Raw genomic sequence first — 16,419 nt, 5'->3', positions numbered from 1 at the left:
GCTCCCTCAACCCCGCAAGATCAACCCGCTCAACGCCCACGGTCCTCGCAACTCCCACAGATCGCGGGTGTTGCGAGGACCGTTAGAACCCAAGGCTCCACCAGGAAGCGACCGGGCCCCGCACAGCCACTGCGACCCGTCAGGTCGTCGTACGGCGCCGCCGCGCCCCCGGACGCCGCTCGCTCGGCCGCGTCACCGGATCACCGGCCTCCTTCGCCGCCTCCCGGCGCCGCTCACCGAACTCGGCGAGGGCCTCGGCCAGCTTGTGCACCGAAGGCTCCGGGGAGAGGACGTCCACGCGCAGACCGTGCTCCTCGGCGGTCTTCGCCGTCGCCGGGCCGATGCACGCGATGACCGTCACGTTGTGCGGCTTGCCCGCGATGCCGACGAGGTTCCGCACGGTCGACGACGAGGTGAACAGCACCGCGTCGAAACCGCCGCCCTTGATGGCCTCACGCGTGTCGGCGGGCGGCGGCGAGGCGCGGACCGTGCGGTAAGCGGTGACGTCGTCGACCTCCCAGCCCAGCTCGATGAGCCCGGCCACCAGTGTCTCGGTGGCGATGTCGGCGCGCGGCAGGAAGACGCGGTCGATCGGGTCGAAGACCGGGTCGTACGGCGGCCAGTCCTCCAGCAGACCGGCGGCGGACTGCTCACCGGACGGCACCAGATCCGGCTTCACACCGAAGTCGACGAGCGCGGCGGCGGTCTGCTCACCGACGGCCGCGACCTTGATCCCGGCGAAGGCACGGGCATCGAGCCCGTACTCCTCGAACTTCTCCCGGACGGCCTTCACGGCATTGACGCTGGTGAAGGCGATCCACTCGTAACGGCCCGTGACCAGGCCCTTGACCGCGCGCTCCATCTGCTGGGGCGTACGCGGCGGCTCGACGGCGATCGTCGGGACCTCGTGCGGCACGGCACCGTACGAACGAAGCTGGTCGGAGAGCGACGCCGCCTGCTCCTTGGTGCGCGGGACGAGTACCTTCCAGCCGAACAGCGGCTTGGACTCGAACCACGCGAGCTGGTCGCGCTGGGCGGCGGAGCTGTGCTCACCGACCACGGCTATGACGGGCTGGTGCCCGTCCGGCGACGGAAGGACCTTCGCCTGCTTCAGAACCTGGGCGATCGTCCCGAGGGTCGCCGTCCAGGTGCGCTGGCGGGTGGTCGTACCGGCCACCGTCACCGTCAGCGGGGTGTCCGGCTTGCGGCCGGCCGAGACCAGCTCACCGGCGGCCGAGGCCACCGAGTCGAGCGTCGTCGAGACGACGGCCGTGGCATCGCTCGCGCCGACCTCGGTCCAGCAGCGGTCCGAGGCGGTACGGGCGTCGACGAACCGGACGTCGGCACCCTGCGCGTCACGCAGCGGCACGCCGGCGTACGCGGGCACACCCACGACGTTGGCCACGCCCGGCACTACCTCGAAGGGGATGCCGGCGGTGGCGCAGGCGAGCATCTCGGCCCCGGCGTTCCCGTCCAGCCCGGGGTCGCCCGAGACGGCACGGACGACCCGCCTGCCGCCCTTCGCTGCCTCCATGACAAGATTGACCGCATCCCTGAGAACGGGAACACCGGCGGCTGTTGACTGCGCGTCAACAATCGCCAGCTCAGGCGTGCTTACCCCTGCCCGCGCATGGCAGCGAACAACGCCGAGAACCTCCGGCTCGGCGACAAGGACGTCCGCGCTCGCGAGCGCCTCGACAGCGCGCAGGGTCAGCAGTCCCGGGTCGCCGGGACCGGCGCCGAGGAAGGTGACGTGCCCTTGGGCGGACAGGGCCGGAAAGTCGGATGCGGCGGGGCCGGTGGGGCTCAAAGTGCTCGCTCCCCCATAAGACCGGCCGCACCCTTGGCGAGCATCTCGGCCGCGAGTTCGCGACCGAGGGCCGCCGCGTCGTCGTGCGACGTGGGGACGGGACCGGTGGTGGACATCTGTACCAGCGAGGAACCGTCGGTGGAACCGACGACACCGCGCAGGCGCAGTTCGTTGACAGCCTGTCCGTCGACCAGGAGGTCGGCCAGCGCACCCACAGGTGCGGAGCAACCGGCCTCCAGGGCGGCGAGCAGGGCACGCTCGGCGGTCACGGCGGCCCGGGTGTACGGGTCGTCGAGCTCCGCGAGCGCGGCGGCGAGGTCGACGCTGGTCGCAGCGCATTCGATCGCCAGTGCTCCCTGGCCGGGAGCGGGCAGGACGGTGTCGACCGACAGGAAATCGGTCACCTCACCGGTCCGGCCGAGGCGGCTGAGACCGGCCGCGGCGAGTACCACCGCGTCCAGCTCCCCGCTTCGGACAAATCCGATACGCGTATCGACGTTCCCCCGGATCGGCACGGTCTCGATGTCGAGGCCGTGGCTACGGGCGTACGCGTTGAGCTGCGCCATGCGGCGCGGCGAGCCGGTGCCGACACGGGCACCGGACGGCAGCTGCTCGAAGGTCAGCCCGTCCCGGGCCACCAGTACGTCGCGCGGGTCCTCGCGCACCGGTACGGCGGCCAGCACGAGGCCCTCGGGCTGGGCGGTCGGCAGGTCCTTGAGCGAGTGGACGGCGAAGTCCACGTCGCCGCGCAGCAGTGCCTCGCGCAGGGCCGCGACGAACACGCCGGTGCCGCCGATCTGCGCGAGGTGCTCCCGGGAGATGTCGCCGTACGTGGTGACCTCCACAAGCTCGACGGCCCGCCCGGTCACCTCGCTGACCGCGTCGGCGACGAGGCCGGACTGCGCCATGGCGAGCTTGCTGCGCCGGGTGCCCAGCCTCAGCGGCTCGGTGGTCCCCTCGCCCAGGGGTGAGTTGTCGGTCATGACCGCCCTCGATTCGGGTCGTTCAGGTCTGCCCGGGAGACGGCGGCCACCGTCTGCGGGTCGAGGTCGAAGAGTTCCCGCAGCGCATCGGCGTACCCGGCGCCGCCGGGCTCGCTGGCGAGCTGCTTGACCCGCACGGTGGGCGCGTGCAGGAGCTTGTCGACGACGCGGCGCACGGTCTGCGAGATCTCGGCGCGCTGCTTCTCGTCCAGGTCGGGGAGGCGTCCGTCGAGCCTCGCGATCTCGCCCGCGACCACTCCGGCGGCCATCGTGCGCAGGGCGACGACGGTCGGGGTGATGTGGGCGGCACGCTGCGCGGCGCCGAAGGCGGCGACCTCGTCGGCGACGATGGTGCGCACCTGGTCCACATCGGCAGCCATCGGGGCGTCCGCCGACGCCTCGGCGAGCGACTCGATGTCGACGAGGCGCACACCGTCGAGACGGGCCGTGGCACTGTCGATGTCGCGCGGCATGGCGAGGTCGAGCAGGGCGAGGCGGACGGGACCGGCACCCAGGGCGGGGACCGTGGCCCGGCGCACGGCCTGGCGCACCGTGCCCGCGGCGCCGTTCTCCACCCAGGCGGCATGCCGGTCGGGGTCGGCGGGCGGCGCGGGGACGGACGCGGCGGGCGCCTCGGACGCGGGGTCGAAGGCCAGGCCGAGCGCCCCGGCGACGGTCTCGGCGGTCAGCACGAGACCCGTCGCCCCGGTGCACGAGACGACGACGTCGGCACGTGTCAGTTCGCCGGTGACCGCGGCCATCTCCACGGCGCGGGCGGCCACTCCCGTACCGCCGGGCTGGTGCAGGATCTCGACCAGCCGGTCGGCGCGGGCCCGGGTCCGGTTGGCGACGACGATCTCGGCGACGCCGGCACGGGCCAGGGTGGCGGCGGCCAGCGAGGACATCGAGCCGGCCCCGATCACCAGAGCACGCTTGCCCCGGGCCCAGCCGGTGACGTCCGCACCGGCCGCGAGCTGTTCGAGGCCGAAGGTGACGAGCGACTGCCCGGCCCGGTCGATCCCGGTCTCGCTGTGGGCACGCTTGCCGACCCGCAGGGCCTGCTGGAACAGATCGTTCAGCAGCCGACCGGCGGTGTGGAGCTCCTGCCCCAGCGCCAGCGCGTCCTTGATCTGGCCGAGGATCTGGCCCTCGCCGACGACCATCGAGTCCAGTCCGCAGGCCACCGAGAAGAGGTGGTGGACGGCCCGGTCCTCGTAGTGCACATAGAGATAGGGAGTGAGCTCGTCGAGCCCGACGCCGCTGTGCTGGGCGAGGAGCGTGGACAGCTCTGCGACGCCCGCGTGGAACTTGTCCACGTCGGCGTACAGCTCGATGCGGTTGCAGGTGGCCAGCACGGCGGCCTCGACCGCGGGCTCGGCGGCGAGGGTGTCCTGGAGCAGCTTGGCCTGCGTCTCGGCAGCCAGCGAGGCCCGCTCCAGTACGGAGACGGGAGCGCTGCGGTGGCTCAGCCCTACGACAAGAAGACTCATGCGGGCATCACGGCGGGCATGTCCCCGTCGGGTCCCTTCCGATTGCCGGTGGCCGCGCGCACGGGCGGTGCGGCCGGATCCGGAGTGCTCTCGACCGCGTCGTCACCGGCCTTGCGCTGCTCGTGGAAGGCGAGGATCTGAAGCTCGATGGAGAGGTCGACCTTGCGGACGTCCACGCCGTCGGGCACGGAGAGCACCGTCGGCGCGAAGTTCAGGATGGAGGTGACGCCCGCGGCGACGAGCCGGTCGCAGACCTGCTGCGCGGCACCGGCCGGGGTCGAGATGACACCGATCGACACGCCGTTGTCGCTGACGATCCGCTCCAGATCGTCGGCGTGCTGCACGGGGATCCCGGCGACGGGCGTTCCGGCCATCGCGGGGTCGGCGTCGATCAGCGCGGCCACGCGGAAACCGCGGGAGGCGAAGCCTCCGTAGTTGGCGAGCGCGGCGCCGAGGTTACCGATGCCGACGATCACGACCGGCCAGTCCTGGGTGAGCCCGAGCTCGCGGGAGATCTGGTAGACGAGATACTCGACGTCGTATCCGACACCGCGCGTCCCGTAGGACCCCAGGTAGCTGAAATCCTTGCGCAGCTTGGCAGAGTTGACTCCCGCCGCCGCGGCGAGCTCCTCGGACGAGACCGTGGGGACCGAGCGCTCGGAGAGCGCGGTCAGTGCGCGTAGATACAGCGGAAGCCGGGCGACGGTGGCCTCGGGAATTCCTCGGCTACGGGTCGCCGGTCGGTGAGTTCGGCCAGTTGCCACGGTGCTCCTGCGGGATGAGCGGGGCTGCAGGCGGCCATGCGTCACAAGGCCGCCCCGTCGAATGCAGGCTATGTCTTTGTGAACACGTGCACAAAGATAGTGTCCGTTTTGTCCGGTCAAAGTGACCGGGGTCACGCACATTCGTCGTGCGATCCCGGAACCAAGGATCGCATCAACCCGTTGCAGGCCCGAAGGGGGCAAAGCGGTACACACTCCTCACAACCACTCCCCCGAGACCACTCAAAACGCCCATGATGGTAGCCGGGTTCACTCAGGAAAGCAGTGCGCTGCGCAGCCTCGCCGGGTCCACCCGCCAGAACGTGTGCTGTTCGTTATCAATCAGGACGACCGGGATCTGCTCCCAGTACTCCCGGTGCAGCTTCTCGTCCTGGGTGATGTCCTTCTCCTCCCAGGACGCACCGGTCTCCTCGCAGATCTCCCGCACCACCGCCCTCGCGTCGTCACAGAGGTGACATCCAGGCTTCCCCACCAGGGTCACCACCCGGTCCGCGGGCTTCTTCGTCCTACGTCGCAACAGTGCACTCATGCCTTCATTCTGCGCCGAGGCGGACCGGCCCCCGAGCCGGAAGAGGGCCGATTCCCCCCTTGATCCGGTACGCCCCTGCACGCCCGTTCGGCAAAACGGCAGCCAAGAGTTCACGGCACGGCATCCCAGCAGGTCGGGAACGGACGGACCGACTGGCTATGCTCACGACATGGCCGCACTTGGATGGCTCACACCCCGTAGGCGCCCCGCGACAGCACGGAGCGTGCTGGCAGGCGAGGCCGCAGCTGAGGCAGCACGGAAGACCTCCCTCCCCGCCGAACTCCCCGACGACCGATCCTCCGTCGCCGACCAGGACACCTCTGTCCGCACGGAAACCGAGGAACCCGCCTTCCCCGTCGTCGGCGACGACCGGGCCGCCGCCTTCTTCGACCTGGACAACACCGTCATGCAGGGCGCGGCGATCTTCCACTTCGGCCGCGGTCTGTACAAGCGGAAGTTCTTCCAGCGCCGCGAGCTGACCCGGTTCGCCTGGCAGCAGGCCTGGTTCAGGCTGGCCGGCGTCGAGGATCCGGAACACATGCAGGACGCCCGCGACAGCGCCCTGTCCATCGTCAAGGGCCATCGCGTCTCCGAGCTGATGTCCATCGGCGAGGAGATCTACGACGAGTACATGGCCGACCGGATCTGGCCCGGCACCCGGGCCCTCGCGCAGGCCCACCTCGACGCCGGGCAGCGGGTCTGGCTGGTCACCGCCGCCCCGGTGGAGACCGCCACGATCATCGCCCGCCGTCTCGGCCTGACCGGCGCGCTCGGCACGGTCGCCGAATCCGTCGACGGCGTCTACACCGGCCACCTGGTCGGCGAGCCACTGCACGGGCCCGCGAAGGCCGAGGCGGTCCGGGCCCTCGCGGCGGCCGAGGGCCTGGACCTCGACCGCTGCGCGGCCTACAGCGACTCGCACAACGACATCCCGATGCTGTCCCTGGTCGGACACCCCTACGCGATCAACCCGGACGCCAAGCTCCGCAAGCACGCCCGCGCGCTCGACTGGCGGCTGCGGGACTACCGGACGGGCCGCAAGGCCGCCAGGGTCGGCATCCCGGCCGCGGCCGGTGTCGGCGCCATCGCGGGCGGCACCGCGGCCGCCGTCGCCCTGCACCGTCGCCGCCGCTGACGCTGACGCACACCCGTTCGCCCACCACCGGGGGCCGCCGAGCCACGCCCGGACGACGGCCGCCGATCGGAACCCCTTGCCCGGCGACCGCCCCCGCCAGTCGGGTTGCCCGCACCCGACCACAATCCGTCGCGCACGCAGGCAGATCGCGAAGTAATCCGATCAATAAACGGTCACGATGTGCTACTTGATGCGTCGATTAGTCGCTACAGAAGCGACGGAATCGATGATTTGAGCAACTGGGTGTAGCACTGCCTGTACGAAGCGTTATTCTCCTCAGACGCATTCCGGAGCCCACCACTCACCACGACGAGTGACGGCCCCGCACTGCACGTGATGGAAGCTCTGCCTCTGGGAGTCCCGTGTACCCACACGTCGGGGTTGACGCCTCGGGCCTGGCTACGCTGCGCGCAACGGTCGCCGACCGCTTGCGCGGCTTCGTCCCCACCGCGTACGCCGTACCCGCATGTGCCACCCCTGCACCTGTCGGCCCTTGCTACGCCATGGCCGAACGCGGTGCGGCGGTCGGAAGACGCAGCAACCGCGGCACAACTACTACGTCCACCGTTCGCCGGCCCACCGCCGACAGCGACAGCGCGCGCATGATGGATCTCGTCGAGCGCGCGCAGGCCGGCGAGGCCGACGCCTTCGGCCGCCTCTACGACCAGTACAGCGACACCGTCTACCGCTACATCTACTACCGCGTGGGCGGCAAGGCCACGGCGGAGGACCTCACCAGCGAGACCTTCCTCCGCGCCCTGCGCCGCATCTCCACCTTCACCTGGCAGGGCCGCGACTTCGGTGCCTGGCTTGTCACCATCGCCCGCAACCTGGTCGCCGACCACTTCAAGTCCAGCCGCTTCCGGCTGGAGGTGACCACCGGCGAGATGCTCGACGCCAACGAGGTCGAGCGCAGCCCGGAGGACTCCGTCCTGGAGTCCCTCTCCAACGCCGCACTGCTCCAGGCCGTGCGACGCCTCAACCCCCAGCAGCAGGAGTGCGTGACCCTGCGCTTCCTGCAGGGCCTCTCGGTCGCCGAGACCGCCCGGGTCATGGGAAAGAACGAGGGCGCGATCAAGACCCTGCAGTACCGCGCCGTCCGCACCCTGGCCCGGCTCCTCCCGGACGATGCCCGCTGACCCGCCCCTCGGCCGAATCACTCCCCGCGACATGTCCATCACGCACTGGTCCGATCATCCTTCGTGCGTAACCCAAGTGCCGCGCCCCTCGTTGTGCCGGTTGCAGGCCCCCTGTCGTCACCCCATGTCCGCCGACACTCACTCATTCGTGTGGAAGCGCTCAAGGTGTGCAACCTTCCGGACCACCAGGGGAGTCGACCGTCATGACGAGAGGAGGTGCCGCCAGTGATCGCAAACGTCTCGGCACACCGGCGGGCGAGCGCCTTCGCCCAGGCCCTGGAGGAGCAGTCGCTCCGCGGTGCGGCGGCCGTACAGCCCGAGGAACCGGCCGAACCGGCCGACCACGGACCGCTGTTGGCCCTGGCGAACGGCCTCGGTGAGCTACCGCGGCCGGAAATGGATCCCGAAGTCAAAGTGGTGCAACGAGCCCAGCTCGTCGCCGCCATGGAGGCCATGCTCGCCGAGGGCGGCGCGGCCACGGACCCTACGGTGCCCGAACAGCGGACCAAGGGAGCCCATCGGGCCTCCCCGCTCCGGAAATTGCGTCCGCGCTCACGCTGGACGAAGGGGCTCGCAGCCGGCGGACTCACCGTCGGTGTGGCGGCGGGAGCCTTCGGCGGAGTGGCCGCTGCCAGTTCCGACGCCCTGCCGGGTGATTCGCTGTACGGGCTCAAGCGCGGCATGGAGGACATCCATCTCGGCATGGCCAACGGCGACGCCGACCGCGGCGAGGTCTATCTCGACCAGGCCTCGACCCGCCTCGGCGAAGCCCGCCGTCTGATGGAGCGCGCCCGCTCCGGCGACCTGGACCACGAACAGCTCGGCGAAGTCAGGCGCACGCTCAACGGCATGACGCACGACGCCGCCGAGGGCCACCGCCTGCTCCACGCCGCCTATCAGCGGGACGGCGCCATCGGCCCGATCCGGACGCTGGAATCCTTCTCCCGCTCGCACCGGGACAGCTGGAGCAGCCTGCGCAACCGGCTGCCCGTACAGCTGACCGATGTCGGCGAACAGGTCAGTTCGGTCTTCGACGCCATAGACGAAGAGGTCGAACCGCTGCAGTCGCTGCTGCCCCCCACACCGGGCAAGGGAAGCAGTTCCCACCGCTCGGGCGCCACGGAGCGGAACACGGGATCGTCGGATACGCGCCACTCCGCGCCCGCGTCCCCGCAAGCCTCGCAGGACCACACGGGCGACAGCGCCTCGCCCCGACCGTCCGGCTCCGGCAGCGCCTCGTCCGACGGCCTGATCGCCGGCGGCACGGACGGTCTCTTCGGCCCCCCGCCCCAGGGCACCGCTCCGTCCGCCGACACCCGGGTCAGCCCCCCGCCCGCCCCGGACGTCACCCTGCCCCCGCTCCTCCCCGGCCTGCTCCCGGGTCTGGGCATCAACAGCGAGGATCTGCACGACTAAGGGCTGTCCGCTCGGACCGGGCCGGATCAGGTCGGCCAGGACCTCGCGCACCTTCCATCGGCGGACGGGCTCCCCGGAGACCGTCCGCCGATCGGCGACAAGACACCCATCGGGCAGCCCCTGGTCAGAAGAACGCAGCCCTCGGTCAGAAGAACACCGACCGCCGCTGCACCAACAACTTGTACAGCGTGTGCTGAATCTGCTCCCGCACCTGATCCGTCAGATTGAACATCAGCATCGGATCCTCCGCCGCCTCCACCGGATACCCACTTGTGGAGATCGGCTCCCCGAACTGGATCGTCCACTTCGTCGGCAACGGCACCGCCCCGAGCGGCCCCAGCCAGGGAAACGTCGGCGTGATCGGGAAGTAGGGAAACCCCAGCAACCGCGCCAGCGTCTTCGAGTTGCCGATCATCGGGTAGATCTCCTCCGCCCCCACGATCGAGCACGGAACGATCGGCACCCCGGCCCGGAGCGCCGTGGACACGAAGCCGCCCCGCCCGAAGCGCTGCAACTTGTACCGCTCACCGAACGGCTTGCCGATGCCCTTGAAACCCTCCGGCATCACCCCGACGACCTCGCCCCGCCGCAGCAGCCGCTCCGCGTCCTCCGAGCAGGCCAGCGTGTGCCCGGCCTTGCGGGCCAGCTCGTTGACCACCGGCAGCACGAAGACGAGGTCGGCGGCGAGCAGCCGCAGATGACGGCCCGCCGGATGGTTGTCGTGCACGGCGACCTGGAGCATCAGCCCGTCGAGCGGCAGCGTCCCCGAGTGGTTGGACACGATGAGCGCCCCGCCGTCGGACGGGATGTTCTCGATGCCCTTCACCTCGACCCGGAAGTACTTCTCGTACAGCGGCCGCAGCGCCGACATCAGGACCTGATCGGTCAGCTCCTTGTCGTACCCGAACTCATCGACGTCGTACTCACCGGTGACCCTCCGCCGCAGGAACGCGAGCCCGCCGGCGATCCGCCGCTCCCAGTCACCACGCCCGGCCCCCTCCGAGTGCGGACCTGTCCGCTGGGGCTCCTCCGGCGGCAACGCGGCGTCCTGCTGCCCCGGAAGGGCGCCGACGGCCGCTGTCCCGACCACGGAGGCCGCCACGGGCCCCTGGCCCCGGCTGCCGCTCCCCGCGGTCCGGCGTCGCGCGGAGCGCGATGAGCCGCCCGATCGCGAACGGTCGTCGTCGAACGGAATGACCTTGGCATCCGCCATCGTCGGTGCGCTCCTCTACCTGGCGCTGGGGGTCGGGCGTGTGCCGCCCGCCCCGGTGAACCCCGGAACATCGCCGGCCCCGGCGAACGGCACGGCGGCCAGCCTGTCCACCGCCCTGCCCATCGCCTCCGGCGGCAGCAGTCCGGGCCCCTGACTGCGGGCGAACGCCGCGAACGTCCCCGCGGTACTGAACCGCGGGTGGAAACCCAGGGTCTCGCGCATCTGGACGGTGGAGACCACCCGGCCGTGGGTGAGCAGCCGGATCTGCTCCGGCGAGAAGTCCGTCATGCCGACCCTGCGCAGCGCCTGGCCGACCCAGGTGACGGCGGGCAGCAGCAACGGCATCGTCGGCCGCCCCAGCCGCCGCGAGCACTGCGAGAGCAGCAGCACGCCGTCCCCGGCGATATTGAAGGTGCCGCTGTTCAGCGTCCCGCGCCTCGGCTCTCGCGAGGCGATTTCCAGTACGTCGACGACATCGTCCTCATGCACGAACTGGAGCCTCGGGTCGTACCCGAACACCGTCGGCAGCACAGGCAGCGAAAGATAGTCCGCCAACGGCGAATCCGCTTCCGGCCCCAGGATGTTCGCGAACCTGAGCACGCACACGGCCACGTCCGGCCGGCGGCGCGCGAAGCCGCGCACGTACCCCTCGACCTCCACCACGTCCTTGGCGAAACCCCCGCTCGGCAGGGACTTGGGCGGGGTGGTCTCGGTGAAGACCGCCGGGTCGCGGGGCGCGGAGCCGTAGACGTTCGTACTGGACTTGACCACCAGCCGCCGCACCCTCGGCGCCTTCTGACAGGCCCCGAGCAACTGCATGGTGCCGATGACGTTGGTCTCCTTGACCATCGTCCGACCGCCCGTGCCGACCGACTTGGCGGAGACGTCCAGGTGGACGACCGTGTCCACGGAGTGCTCGGCGAGGACTCTGGCGATCGCGGGCTGGCGGATGTCCGCACGGACGAAGTCGGCGTCGCCCAACGGGTGTCCGGGCGTGACCGCGTCGACGGCGACCACCCGGTCCACCTCCGGATCACGCTGGACGCGCTGCACGAAGCGGCCGCCCAGCTGCCGGGCGGCTCCGGTGACCAGCACGACCTTCCCCAAGATCAGCGCCTCCCGTCGAAAGGTTTCCCCTGGCCGTCACCGTAGCGGGTGGATGTTGCCCTGTGATGACCGCACGGCGGCCTTCTGCCGAGTCTTTGGCCCGAATGCGGGTACCGCACAACGCACCGCAGCCCTCCCGCCGTATCGGCGGGAGGGCTGCGGATTCACGAACCGCGTTCGCTTACTTCTTGTTGCGACGCTGAACGCGCGTGCGCTTGAGCAGCTTGCGGTGCTTCTTCTTGGCCATCCGCTTACGCCGCTTCTTGATAACAGAGCCCACGACTACCCTCGCTCACTTCTTCTTCACTGGTGCGGGGCGTCTGGGCCCACACGACCTACGTCGGCCTAGCCTACCCGCCACCGCGTGAGGGGCGTAATCCGAGGTGAACCTCAGGCGGACTCCACCCCCACAAAGGACTCGCGGAGATACTCGTGAACCGCTTGCTCCGGAACCCGGAAGGACCTGCCCACCCGGATCGCCGGCAGATGACCGCTGTGCACCAAGCGGTACACGGTCATCTTCGACACTCTCATGACCGAGGCGACTTCCGCCACGGTCAGAAACTTGACCTCGTTGAGAGGCCTCTCGCTGCCAGCAGCCATGACCCACCTGTACCTTCCGCACGAGACGCCCACCGGCTTCCCCTCCGGTGACTCTTCGTCGTTGTGCGCTCACTCCCCAGATTAGGGGCGGGTGATGCGAGTGGGGAAGAGGAGAGGCGATCGGCCGCCTACTGTGACAGACACGCCCGATTGAGTACATAGCGCGTGAGCGGCCGGTAGTAGGCGGACCGCACGGCGTCGTCGAGCGGAACGGCGACCGCCACCCACCCCTCGGCCTCCCCGACGAACAGCGCGGGATCATCCGTATCCGCCAGCCCGATCGCCTCGATGCCCAGCTGACCAGCCCCGCAGACCCATCCGTGGTCCCCCACGACCAGTTCCGGCAGCCTCCCGCCCCCCTCCGCCACCGCCCCCAGAACGACCCGGACCGGCAACGGTGAATGCGTGTGTGCGCCGGTGTCACCACCGGCACCCCGCACGCCGGGTTCGCGCACCATCGCGACACCTCGTACGTAGCCGAGGCGGTACATGCGTACGCCGAACCGGGTCGTTATGTCGATACATCGCCCCTGCGCGGGAGTGAGTACAGGGCACCCGGCCGCCGACAAGGCGTCTGCCAACTCTGCGTAGAAACCGAGCAGCCGATGCGGATGACCGGTCCCGAACAGCACCGGCGCCCGACGCACCGCGGCATGCGACAGCCGCTCGGCGAAAGCCTCCAGACCTGCCAGGGTGCGCTCCGGGTCGATCACATCAGGACCGGAAACATGAGCAGGATCGCCGGAAACCCCGCACTTGTCGGCCATGAGGCGAAGGAGGTCCTGCTCCTCCCAGCCCCGTTCGGGGGAGAGGCCGAGCGTCACTCTCGGGTCGCGGGCCGCGAAGAGCCGATAGCTCCGCAGGCTCGCCTCCCTCGATGTGGCCACGGGCCCGGCCAGCCGGGCCGCCAGCAGATGCGCACGCAGCGCTCCGGTGCTCAACACCCCATCGATGCTCCCCCAATCACCCGGACGGGGGGCCAGAAGCCCGGTCATGCCCCACAGTTGGCGTAACCGTTCCTCACCAGCACCCGAAACGGCCGCACCGCGACCGTCCCCGCCCGGTTCAGGCCAGCAGCCCCCGCAACGGGAAGGCCGCCCGCCTGGTCGCCAACACCGCCTGGTCCAGCCGGTCCGCGGGGTCGTACCCCTGCTCCCACGACTTCCAGGCGGGAGTACGTCCGTCGGTCATCCGGGCCGGCCCCAGCTGCCTGGTCCGGGCAAAGACCTCGTCACGCCACGGGGACGGAATCACCGACTCGGGATCCACCGGCGCGTGCGCTGCGATCCCCACCAGATGCGTCCAGGACCGCGGCACCACATCGACCACCGCATAGCCGCCCCCGCCGAGCGCCACCCAGCGCCCGCCCTCCACGTACTCATGGGCGAGATCGTGACAGGCCGCCATCACCGCCCGCTGCGCGTCCAGCGACACCGCCAGGTGGGCGAGCGGGTCCTCGAAGTGTGTATCGGCCCCGTGCTGACTCACCAGCACCTGCGGCCGGAAGTCCGCCAGCAGCTCCGGCACCACCGCGTGGAACGCCCGCAGCCAGCCCGCGTCCCCCGTACCGGCCGGCAGCGCCACATTCACCGCACTGCCCTCACCGGCCCCGGCGCCGGTCTCCTCCGGCCAGCCCGTCTGCGGGAAGAGCGTCCGCGGGTGCTCGTGCAGCGACACCGTCAGAACCCGCGGATCCTCCCAGAACGCCGCCTGCACCCCGTCACCGTGATGCACATCCACATCGATGTACGCGACCCGCTCGGCACCCAGCTCCAGCATCCGCGCGATGGCGAGCGCCGGATCGTTGTAGATGCAGAACCCCGCCGCACCACCCGGCATGGCGTGATGCAGCCCGCCCGTGAAGTTCACGGCGTGCGCGGTGTCCCCACGCCACACCGCCTCCGCCGCGGCCACCGACTGCCCGGCGATCAGCGCCGACACCTCGTGCATCCCCGCGAACGCGGGATCGTCCACCGTCCCGAGCCCGTACTTCTGATCGGCGTGCCGGGGATCCTCGGAGGCGGCCCGCACGGCGGCCACGTAGTCCTCACGGTGCACCAGCCGCAACGTGGAGTCCCCGGCGGGCCTCGCCGCCACCACATCCACCGCACCGTCGAGCCCGAAGGCCCGCACCAGCCCCATGGTCAGAGCAAGTCTGACGGGGTCCATCGGATGACTTTCCCCGAAGTCGTAACCCGTTACTGCGTCATCCCACATCAACTGTGCGCGGCCGCTCATGCCCGCCACCGTATCGGGCAGGCTCCGCGCCGAACGACTTGGCGTACACGAGCGTCGCGAGCACCAGAACCATCGGCACGAGCATCGCCCCCCGGTAGCTCCAGGCGTCCCCGAGCGCCCCCACCAACGGCGATCCCACCAGGAATCCCACGTAGTTGAAGACGTTCAGCCGCGCGATGGCCGTATCACTCGCCCCCGGGAACATCCGCCCGGCGGCAGCGAACGTCTGCGGCACGATCACACACAGCCCGAGACCCAGCAGGGTGAACCCGAGCATCCCGACCCACGCCCCACCGGCCACCGCCACCACGGCGAACCCGACAGCGGCCAGCACACTCCCGGACCGCACCACGGCCACAGCCCCGAACCGCCGCACCCCGAAGTCCCCCACGGCCCGCCCCAGCAGCGTGGTCACCATGTAGACGTTGTACGGAACCGTCGACAGCTGCTCCGAGCTCCCCAGCACATCCTGCAGATACTTGGCACTCCAGTTGGAGACCGTCGAGTCCCCGATGTACGCGAAGCTCATCACCAGACAGAGCGGCATCAACAACTTGAAGGAGACCGACGCGGCCCCCTTCCCCTGTGTCTCCGCCGTACCCGCCTCCGCCGACACGCCCTCGACGTACCACCGGCTCCCGATGAACGCGAAGGGCAGCAGAACGACCACCGCCGGCAGATAGGAGACCAACAGCGAAAGGTCCCAGTGCGCCCCGGCCCATGCCATGGACGCCCCGGCAATCCCGCCCAGGCTGTACGCGGCATGGAACCCGAGCATGATGGAACGCCCGTACGCCCGCTGGAGACTGACCCCCATCATGTTCATGGAGGCGTCGAGCGACCCGACGGCAAGCCCGAACACCCCGAGCGCCAGCGCCGCCTCCCACAACGTGTTCCCGGCCCCGACACCGAGCAGCGCGAGCAGCACAACGGGCTGCGCCCACCTCAGTACGATCCCGGGCCGAACCCGCGCGACCACCTTCTCGGTGACCACGCTGCCGACGCCGGCCAGGATCGGCACCGCGGCCAGGAACACCGGCAACAGCCCGTCGGATATCCCGTACCGGTCCTGGATGGCGGGGATCCGTGTCACGAGCAGAGCGAAGGTGACTCCCTGTACGAAGAAGCTCAACGCGAGGGAGGCCCTGCCGTGGCGCAAACGAGCATCTGTCATGGCCGCGAGCGTAAGGCCAGTTTCTACCCATGGGTAGATGGATCAGGCGAGCATTTCCCGCAGTTGACTCATGTCGGAGAAGTGCCCGGTCACCCCGGCGAGCCGGTCCGCCGGCATCATCGACGTAAACCCGTACACATCCATCCCCGCGGCCCGAGCCGCCTCCACTCCGAGTGGACTGTCCTCGATGACGACGCACCGCTCGGGGGGAACACCCATCCGTTCGGCGGCATACAGAAAAAGATCGGGCGCCGGCTTCCCGTGCCCGACATCCTCCGCGCTGAAGATCCACTCGTCCTCGAACCACTGGTCGAGTCCGGTCTTACGATGCCCGATCCTGATCCGCTCGTGGTTGCCGGAGGACGCGACACAGTAGGCAACCCCGTCGGCGACAAGCTTTCCCAGCACGTCGTCGACGCCCTCCACCGGCTCCAGCTCCTGCTGGAACGCCGCGTAGATCCGCGAGTGAAGCGTCTCGTCGAAGTCCGCGGGCAGCTTCTCCCCGGTCCTCTCCTCGACGAGGTCGTGCACCCGGTGCACGGCGGACCCCATGTAGTCGCGAAGGCATTCCTGGTACGAGGTCGGGTGACCGAGCTCCGTGAGGTACTCGGACAGGATGGTGTTGGAGATCGGCTCGCTGTCCACGAGCACACCGTCGTTGTCGAAGATGACCAGTTCGTAGCGCATGGTTCGAGCCTAGACGCTGTGAACGCGGAAAAGCCCCGTGCCACAAGGACACGGGGCTTCCCGTAAAAGGAGTTCGGCGGCGTCCTACTCTCCCACAGGGTCCCCCCTGCAGT

General features: G+C 69.9%; 16 protein-coding genes. 3 read left to right on the top strand and 13 right to left on the bottom strand.

Going from position 1 to position 16,419, the window contains the following annotated elements; all coding sequences use genetic code 11:
• Window positions 1-139 precede the first annotated feature (139 nt).
• The 5 genes from ACIOHC_RS43245 to ACIOHC_RS43225 all read right to left on the bottom strand — a co-directional run bounded on the left by ACIOHC_RS43245 (window position 140) and on the right by ACIOHC_RS43225 (window position 5,594).
• Entirely contained in the window at window positions 140-1,810 is a 1,671-nt protein-coding gene (locus tag ACIOHC_RS43245; RefSeq protein WP_351083488.1) for a bifunctional uroporphyrinogen-III C-methyltransferase/uroporphyrinogen-III synthase, read from the bottom strand.
• On the bottom strand, window positions 1,807-2,793 hold the full coding sequence (gene hemC / locus ACIOHC_RS43240; RefSeq protein ID WP_351083486.1) for a hydroxymethylbilane synthase: 987 nt from the start codon (window positions 2,791-2,793) through the stop codon (window positions 1,807-1,809). The genes ACIOHC_RS43245 and hemC overlap by 4 nt, the downstream gene beginning before the upstream one ends.
• Window positions 2,790-4,283, bottom strand: a complete 1,494-nt coding sequence (locus tag ACIOHC_RS43235; protein WP_401846930.1) for a glutamyl-tRNA reductase — start codon at window positions 4,281-4,283, stop codon at window positions 2,790-2,792. Before ACIOHC_RS43235 ends, hemC begins: the two co-directional genes overlap by 4 nt.
• Complete coding sequence (locus tag ACIOHC_RS43230) at window positions 4,280-5,047, bottom strand: redox-sensing transcriptional repressor Rex (RefSeq protein ID WP_351083482.1); 768 nt, start codon at window positions 5,045-5,047, stop codon at window positions 4,280-4,282. Before ACIOHC_RS43230 ends, ACIOHC_RS43235 begins: the two co-directional genes overlap by 4 nt.
• Window positions 5,048-5,318: 271 nt before the next feature.
• A complete protein-coding gene (locus ACIOHC_RS43225) occupies window positions 5,319-5,594 on the bottom strand; it encodes a glutaredoxin family protein (protein WP_351083479.1) in 276 nt (91 codons plus the stop codon).
• 169 nt (window positions 5,595-5,763) lie between these two features.
• Here ACIOHC_RS43225 and ACIOHC_RS43220 point away from each other — a divergent pair, with 169 nt between their 5' ends.
• From ACIOHC_RS43220 to ACIOHC_RS43210, 3 genes are all read left to right on the top strand, one after another.
• Window positions 5,764-6,729 carry an HAD family hydrolase gene (locus ACIOHC_RS43220; protein WP_401846926.1) on the top strand — a complete coding sequence of 322 codons (966 nt, stop codon included), beginning with the start codon at window positions 5,764-5,766 and terminating at the stop codon, window positions 6,727-6,729.
• Window positions 6,730-7,091: 362 nt separating this feature from the next.
• Window positions 7,092-7,868 (top strand): ECF subfamily RNA polymerase sigma factor, BldN family, encoded by a 777-nt coding sequence (locus ACIOHC_RS43215; RefSeq protein WP_351083474.1) that lies wholly within the window; start codon window positions 7,092-7,094, stop codon window positions 7,866-7,868.
• Window positions 7,869-8,093: 225 nt separating this feature from the next.
• A complete protein-coding gene (locus ACIOHC_RS43210; RefSeq protein ID WP_401846923.1) occupies window positions 8,094-9,284 on the top strand; it encodes a DUF5667 domain-containing protein in 1,191 nt (396 codons plus the stop codon).
• Between the two features lie 145 nt (window positions 9,285-9,429).
• Here the strand turns inward: ACIOHC_RS43210 and ACIOHC_RS43205 are convergent, their stop codons facing one another.
• The 8 genes from ACIOHC_RS43205 to ACIOHC_RS43170 all read right to left on the bottom strand — a co-directional run bounded on the left by ACIOHC_RS43205 (window position 9,430) and on the right by ACIOHC_RS43170 (window position 16,306).
• Window positions 9,430-10,497 (bottom strand): lysophospholipid acyltransferase family protein, encoded by a 1,068-nt coding sequence (locus ACIOHC_RS43205; RefSeq protein WP_365691192.1) that lies wholly within the window; start codon window positions 10,495-10,497, stop codon window positions 9,430-9,432.
• Window positions 10,498-10,512: 15 nt separating this feature from the next.
• The gene (locus ACIOHC_RS43200) at window positions 10,513-11,604 is read right to left on the bottom strand and encodes an NAD-dependent epimerase/dehydratase family protein (RefSeq protein WP_401846920.1); all 1,092 of its coding nucleotides are present in this window, start codon (window positions 11,602-11,604) and stop codon (window positions 10,513-10,515) included.
• Between the two features lie 181 nt (window positions 11,605-11,785).
• Entirely contained in the window at window positions 11,786-11,884 is a 99-nt protein-coding gene (locus ACIOHC_RS43195) for a 30S ribosomal protein bS22 (protein WP_003948845.1), read from the bottom strand.
• Window positions 11,885-11,994: 110 nt separating this feature from the next.
• Complete coding sequence (locus ACIOHC_RS43190) at window positions 11,995-12,207, bottom strand: helix-turn-helix domain-containing protein (protein ID WP_014046653.1); 213 nt, start codon at window positions 12,205-12,207, stop codon at window positions 11,995-11,997.
• Between the two features lie 128 nt (window positions 12,208-12,335).
• Window positions 12,336-13,151: a phosphatase gene (locus ACIOHC_RS43185; RefSeq protein ID WP_401846918.1), complete on the bottom strand. Its 816-nt coding sequence runs from the start codon at window positions 13,149-13,151 to the stop codon at window positions 12,336-12,338.
• A gap of 121 nt (window positions 13,152-13,272) precedes the next feature.
• The gene (locus ACIOHC_RS43180; RefSeq protein WP_351083464.1) at window positions 13,273-14,445 is read right to left on the bottom strand and encodes an acetoin utilization protein AcuC; all 1,173 of its coding nucleotides are present in this window, start codon (window positions 14,443-14,445) and stop codon (window positions 13,273-13,275) included.
• Window positions 14,414-15,619, bottom strand: a complete 1,206-nt coding sequence (locus ACIOHC_RS43175; RefSeq protein WP_401846916.1) for an MFS transporter — start codon at window positions 15,617-15,619, stop codon at window positions 14,414-14,416. The genes ACIOHC_RS43180 and ACIOHC_RS43175 overlap by 32 nt, the downstream gene beginning before the upstream one ends.
• A 42-nt stretch (window positions 15,620-15,661) precedes the next feature.
• Window positions 15,662-16,306: an HAD family hydrolase gene (locus ACIOHC_RS43170; protein ID WP_401846914.1), complete on the bottom strand. Its 645-nt coding sequence runs from the start codon at window positions 16,304-16,306 to the stop codon at window positions 15,662-15,664.
• Window positions 16,307-16,419: the final 113 nt, after the last annotated feature.

Source organism: Streptomyces sp. NPDC088252 (genome assembly GCF_044740965.1).
Taxonomy (GTDB): Bacteria; Actinomycetota; Actinomycetes; order Streptomycetales; family Streptomycetaceae; genus Streptomyces.
This window is presented reverse-complemented; position numbering and strand designations above follow the sequence as displayed.

Bases quoted from the DNA above. Each gene is read 5' to 3' on its own strand.
- ACIOHC_RS43175 (WP_401846916.1), bottom strand. From the start codon at position 15,619: ATGACAGATGCTCGTTTGCGCCACGGCAGGGCCTCCCTCGCGTTGAGC.
- ACIOHC_RS43225 (WP_351083479.1), bottom strand. From the start codon at position 5,594: ATGAGTGCACTGTTGCGACGTAGGACGAAGAAGCCCGCGGACCGGGTG.
- ACIOHC_RS43180 (WP_351083464.1), bottom strand. From the start codon at position 14,445: ATGAGCGGCCGCGCACAGTTGATGTGGGATGACGCAGTAACGGGTTAC.
- ACIOHC_RS43190 (WP_014046653.1), bottom strand. From the start codon at position 12,207: ATGGCTGCTGGCAGCGAGAGGCCTCTCAACGAGGTCAAGTTTCTGACC.
- ACIOHC_RS43220 (WP_401846926.1), top strand. From the start codon at position 5,764: ATGGCCGCACTTGGATGGCTCACACCCCGTAGGCGCCCCGCGACAGCA.
- ACIOHC_RS43205 (WP_365691192.1), bottom strand. From the start codon at position 10,497: ATGGCGGATGCCAAGGTCATTCCGTTCGACGACGACCGTTCGCGATCG.
- ACIOHC_RS43235 (WP_401846930.1), bottom strand. From the start codon at position 4,283: ATGAGTCTTCTTGTCGTAGGGCTGAGCCACCGCAGCGCTCCCGTCTCC.
- hemC (WP_351083486.1), bottom strand. From the start codon at position 2,793: ATGACCGACAACTCACCCCTGGGCGAGGGGACCACCGAGCCGCTGAGG.
- ACIOHC_RS43170 (WP_401846914.1), bottom strand. From the start codon at position 16,306: ATGCGCTACGAACTGGTCATCTTCGACAACGACGGTGTGCTCGTGGAC.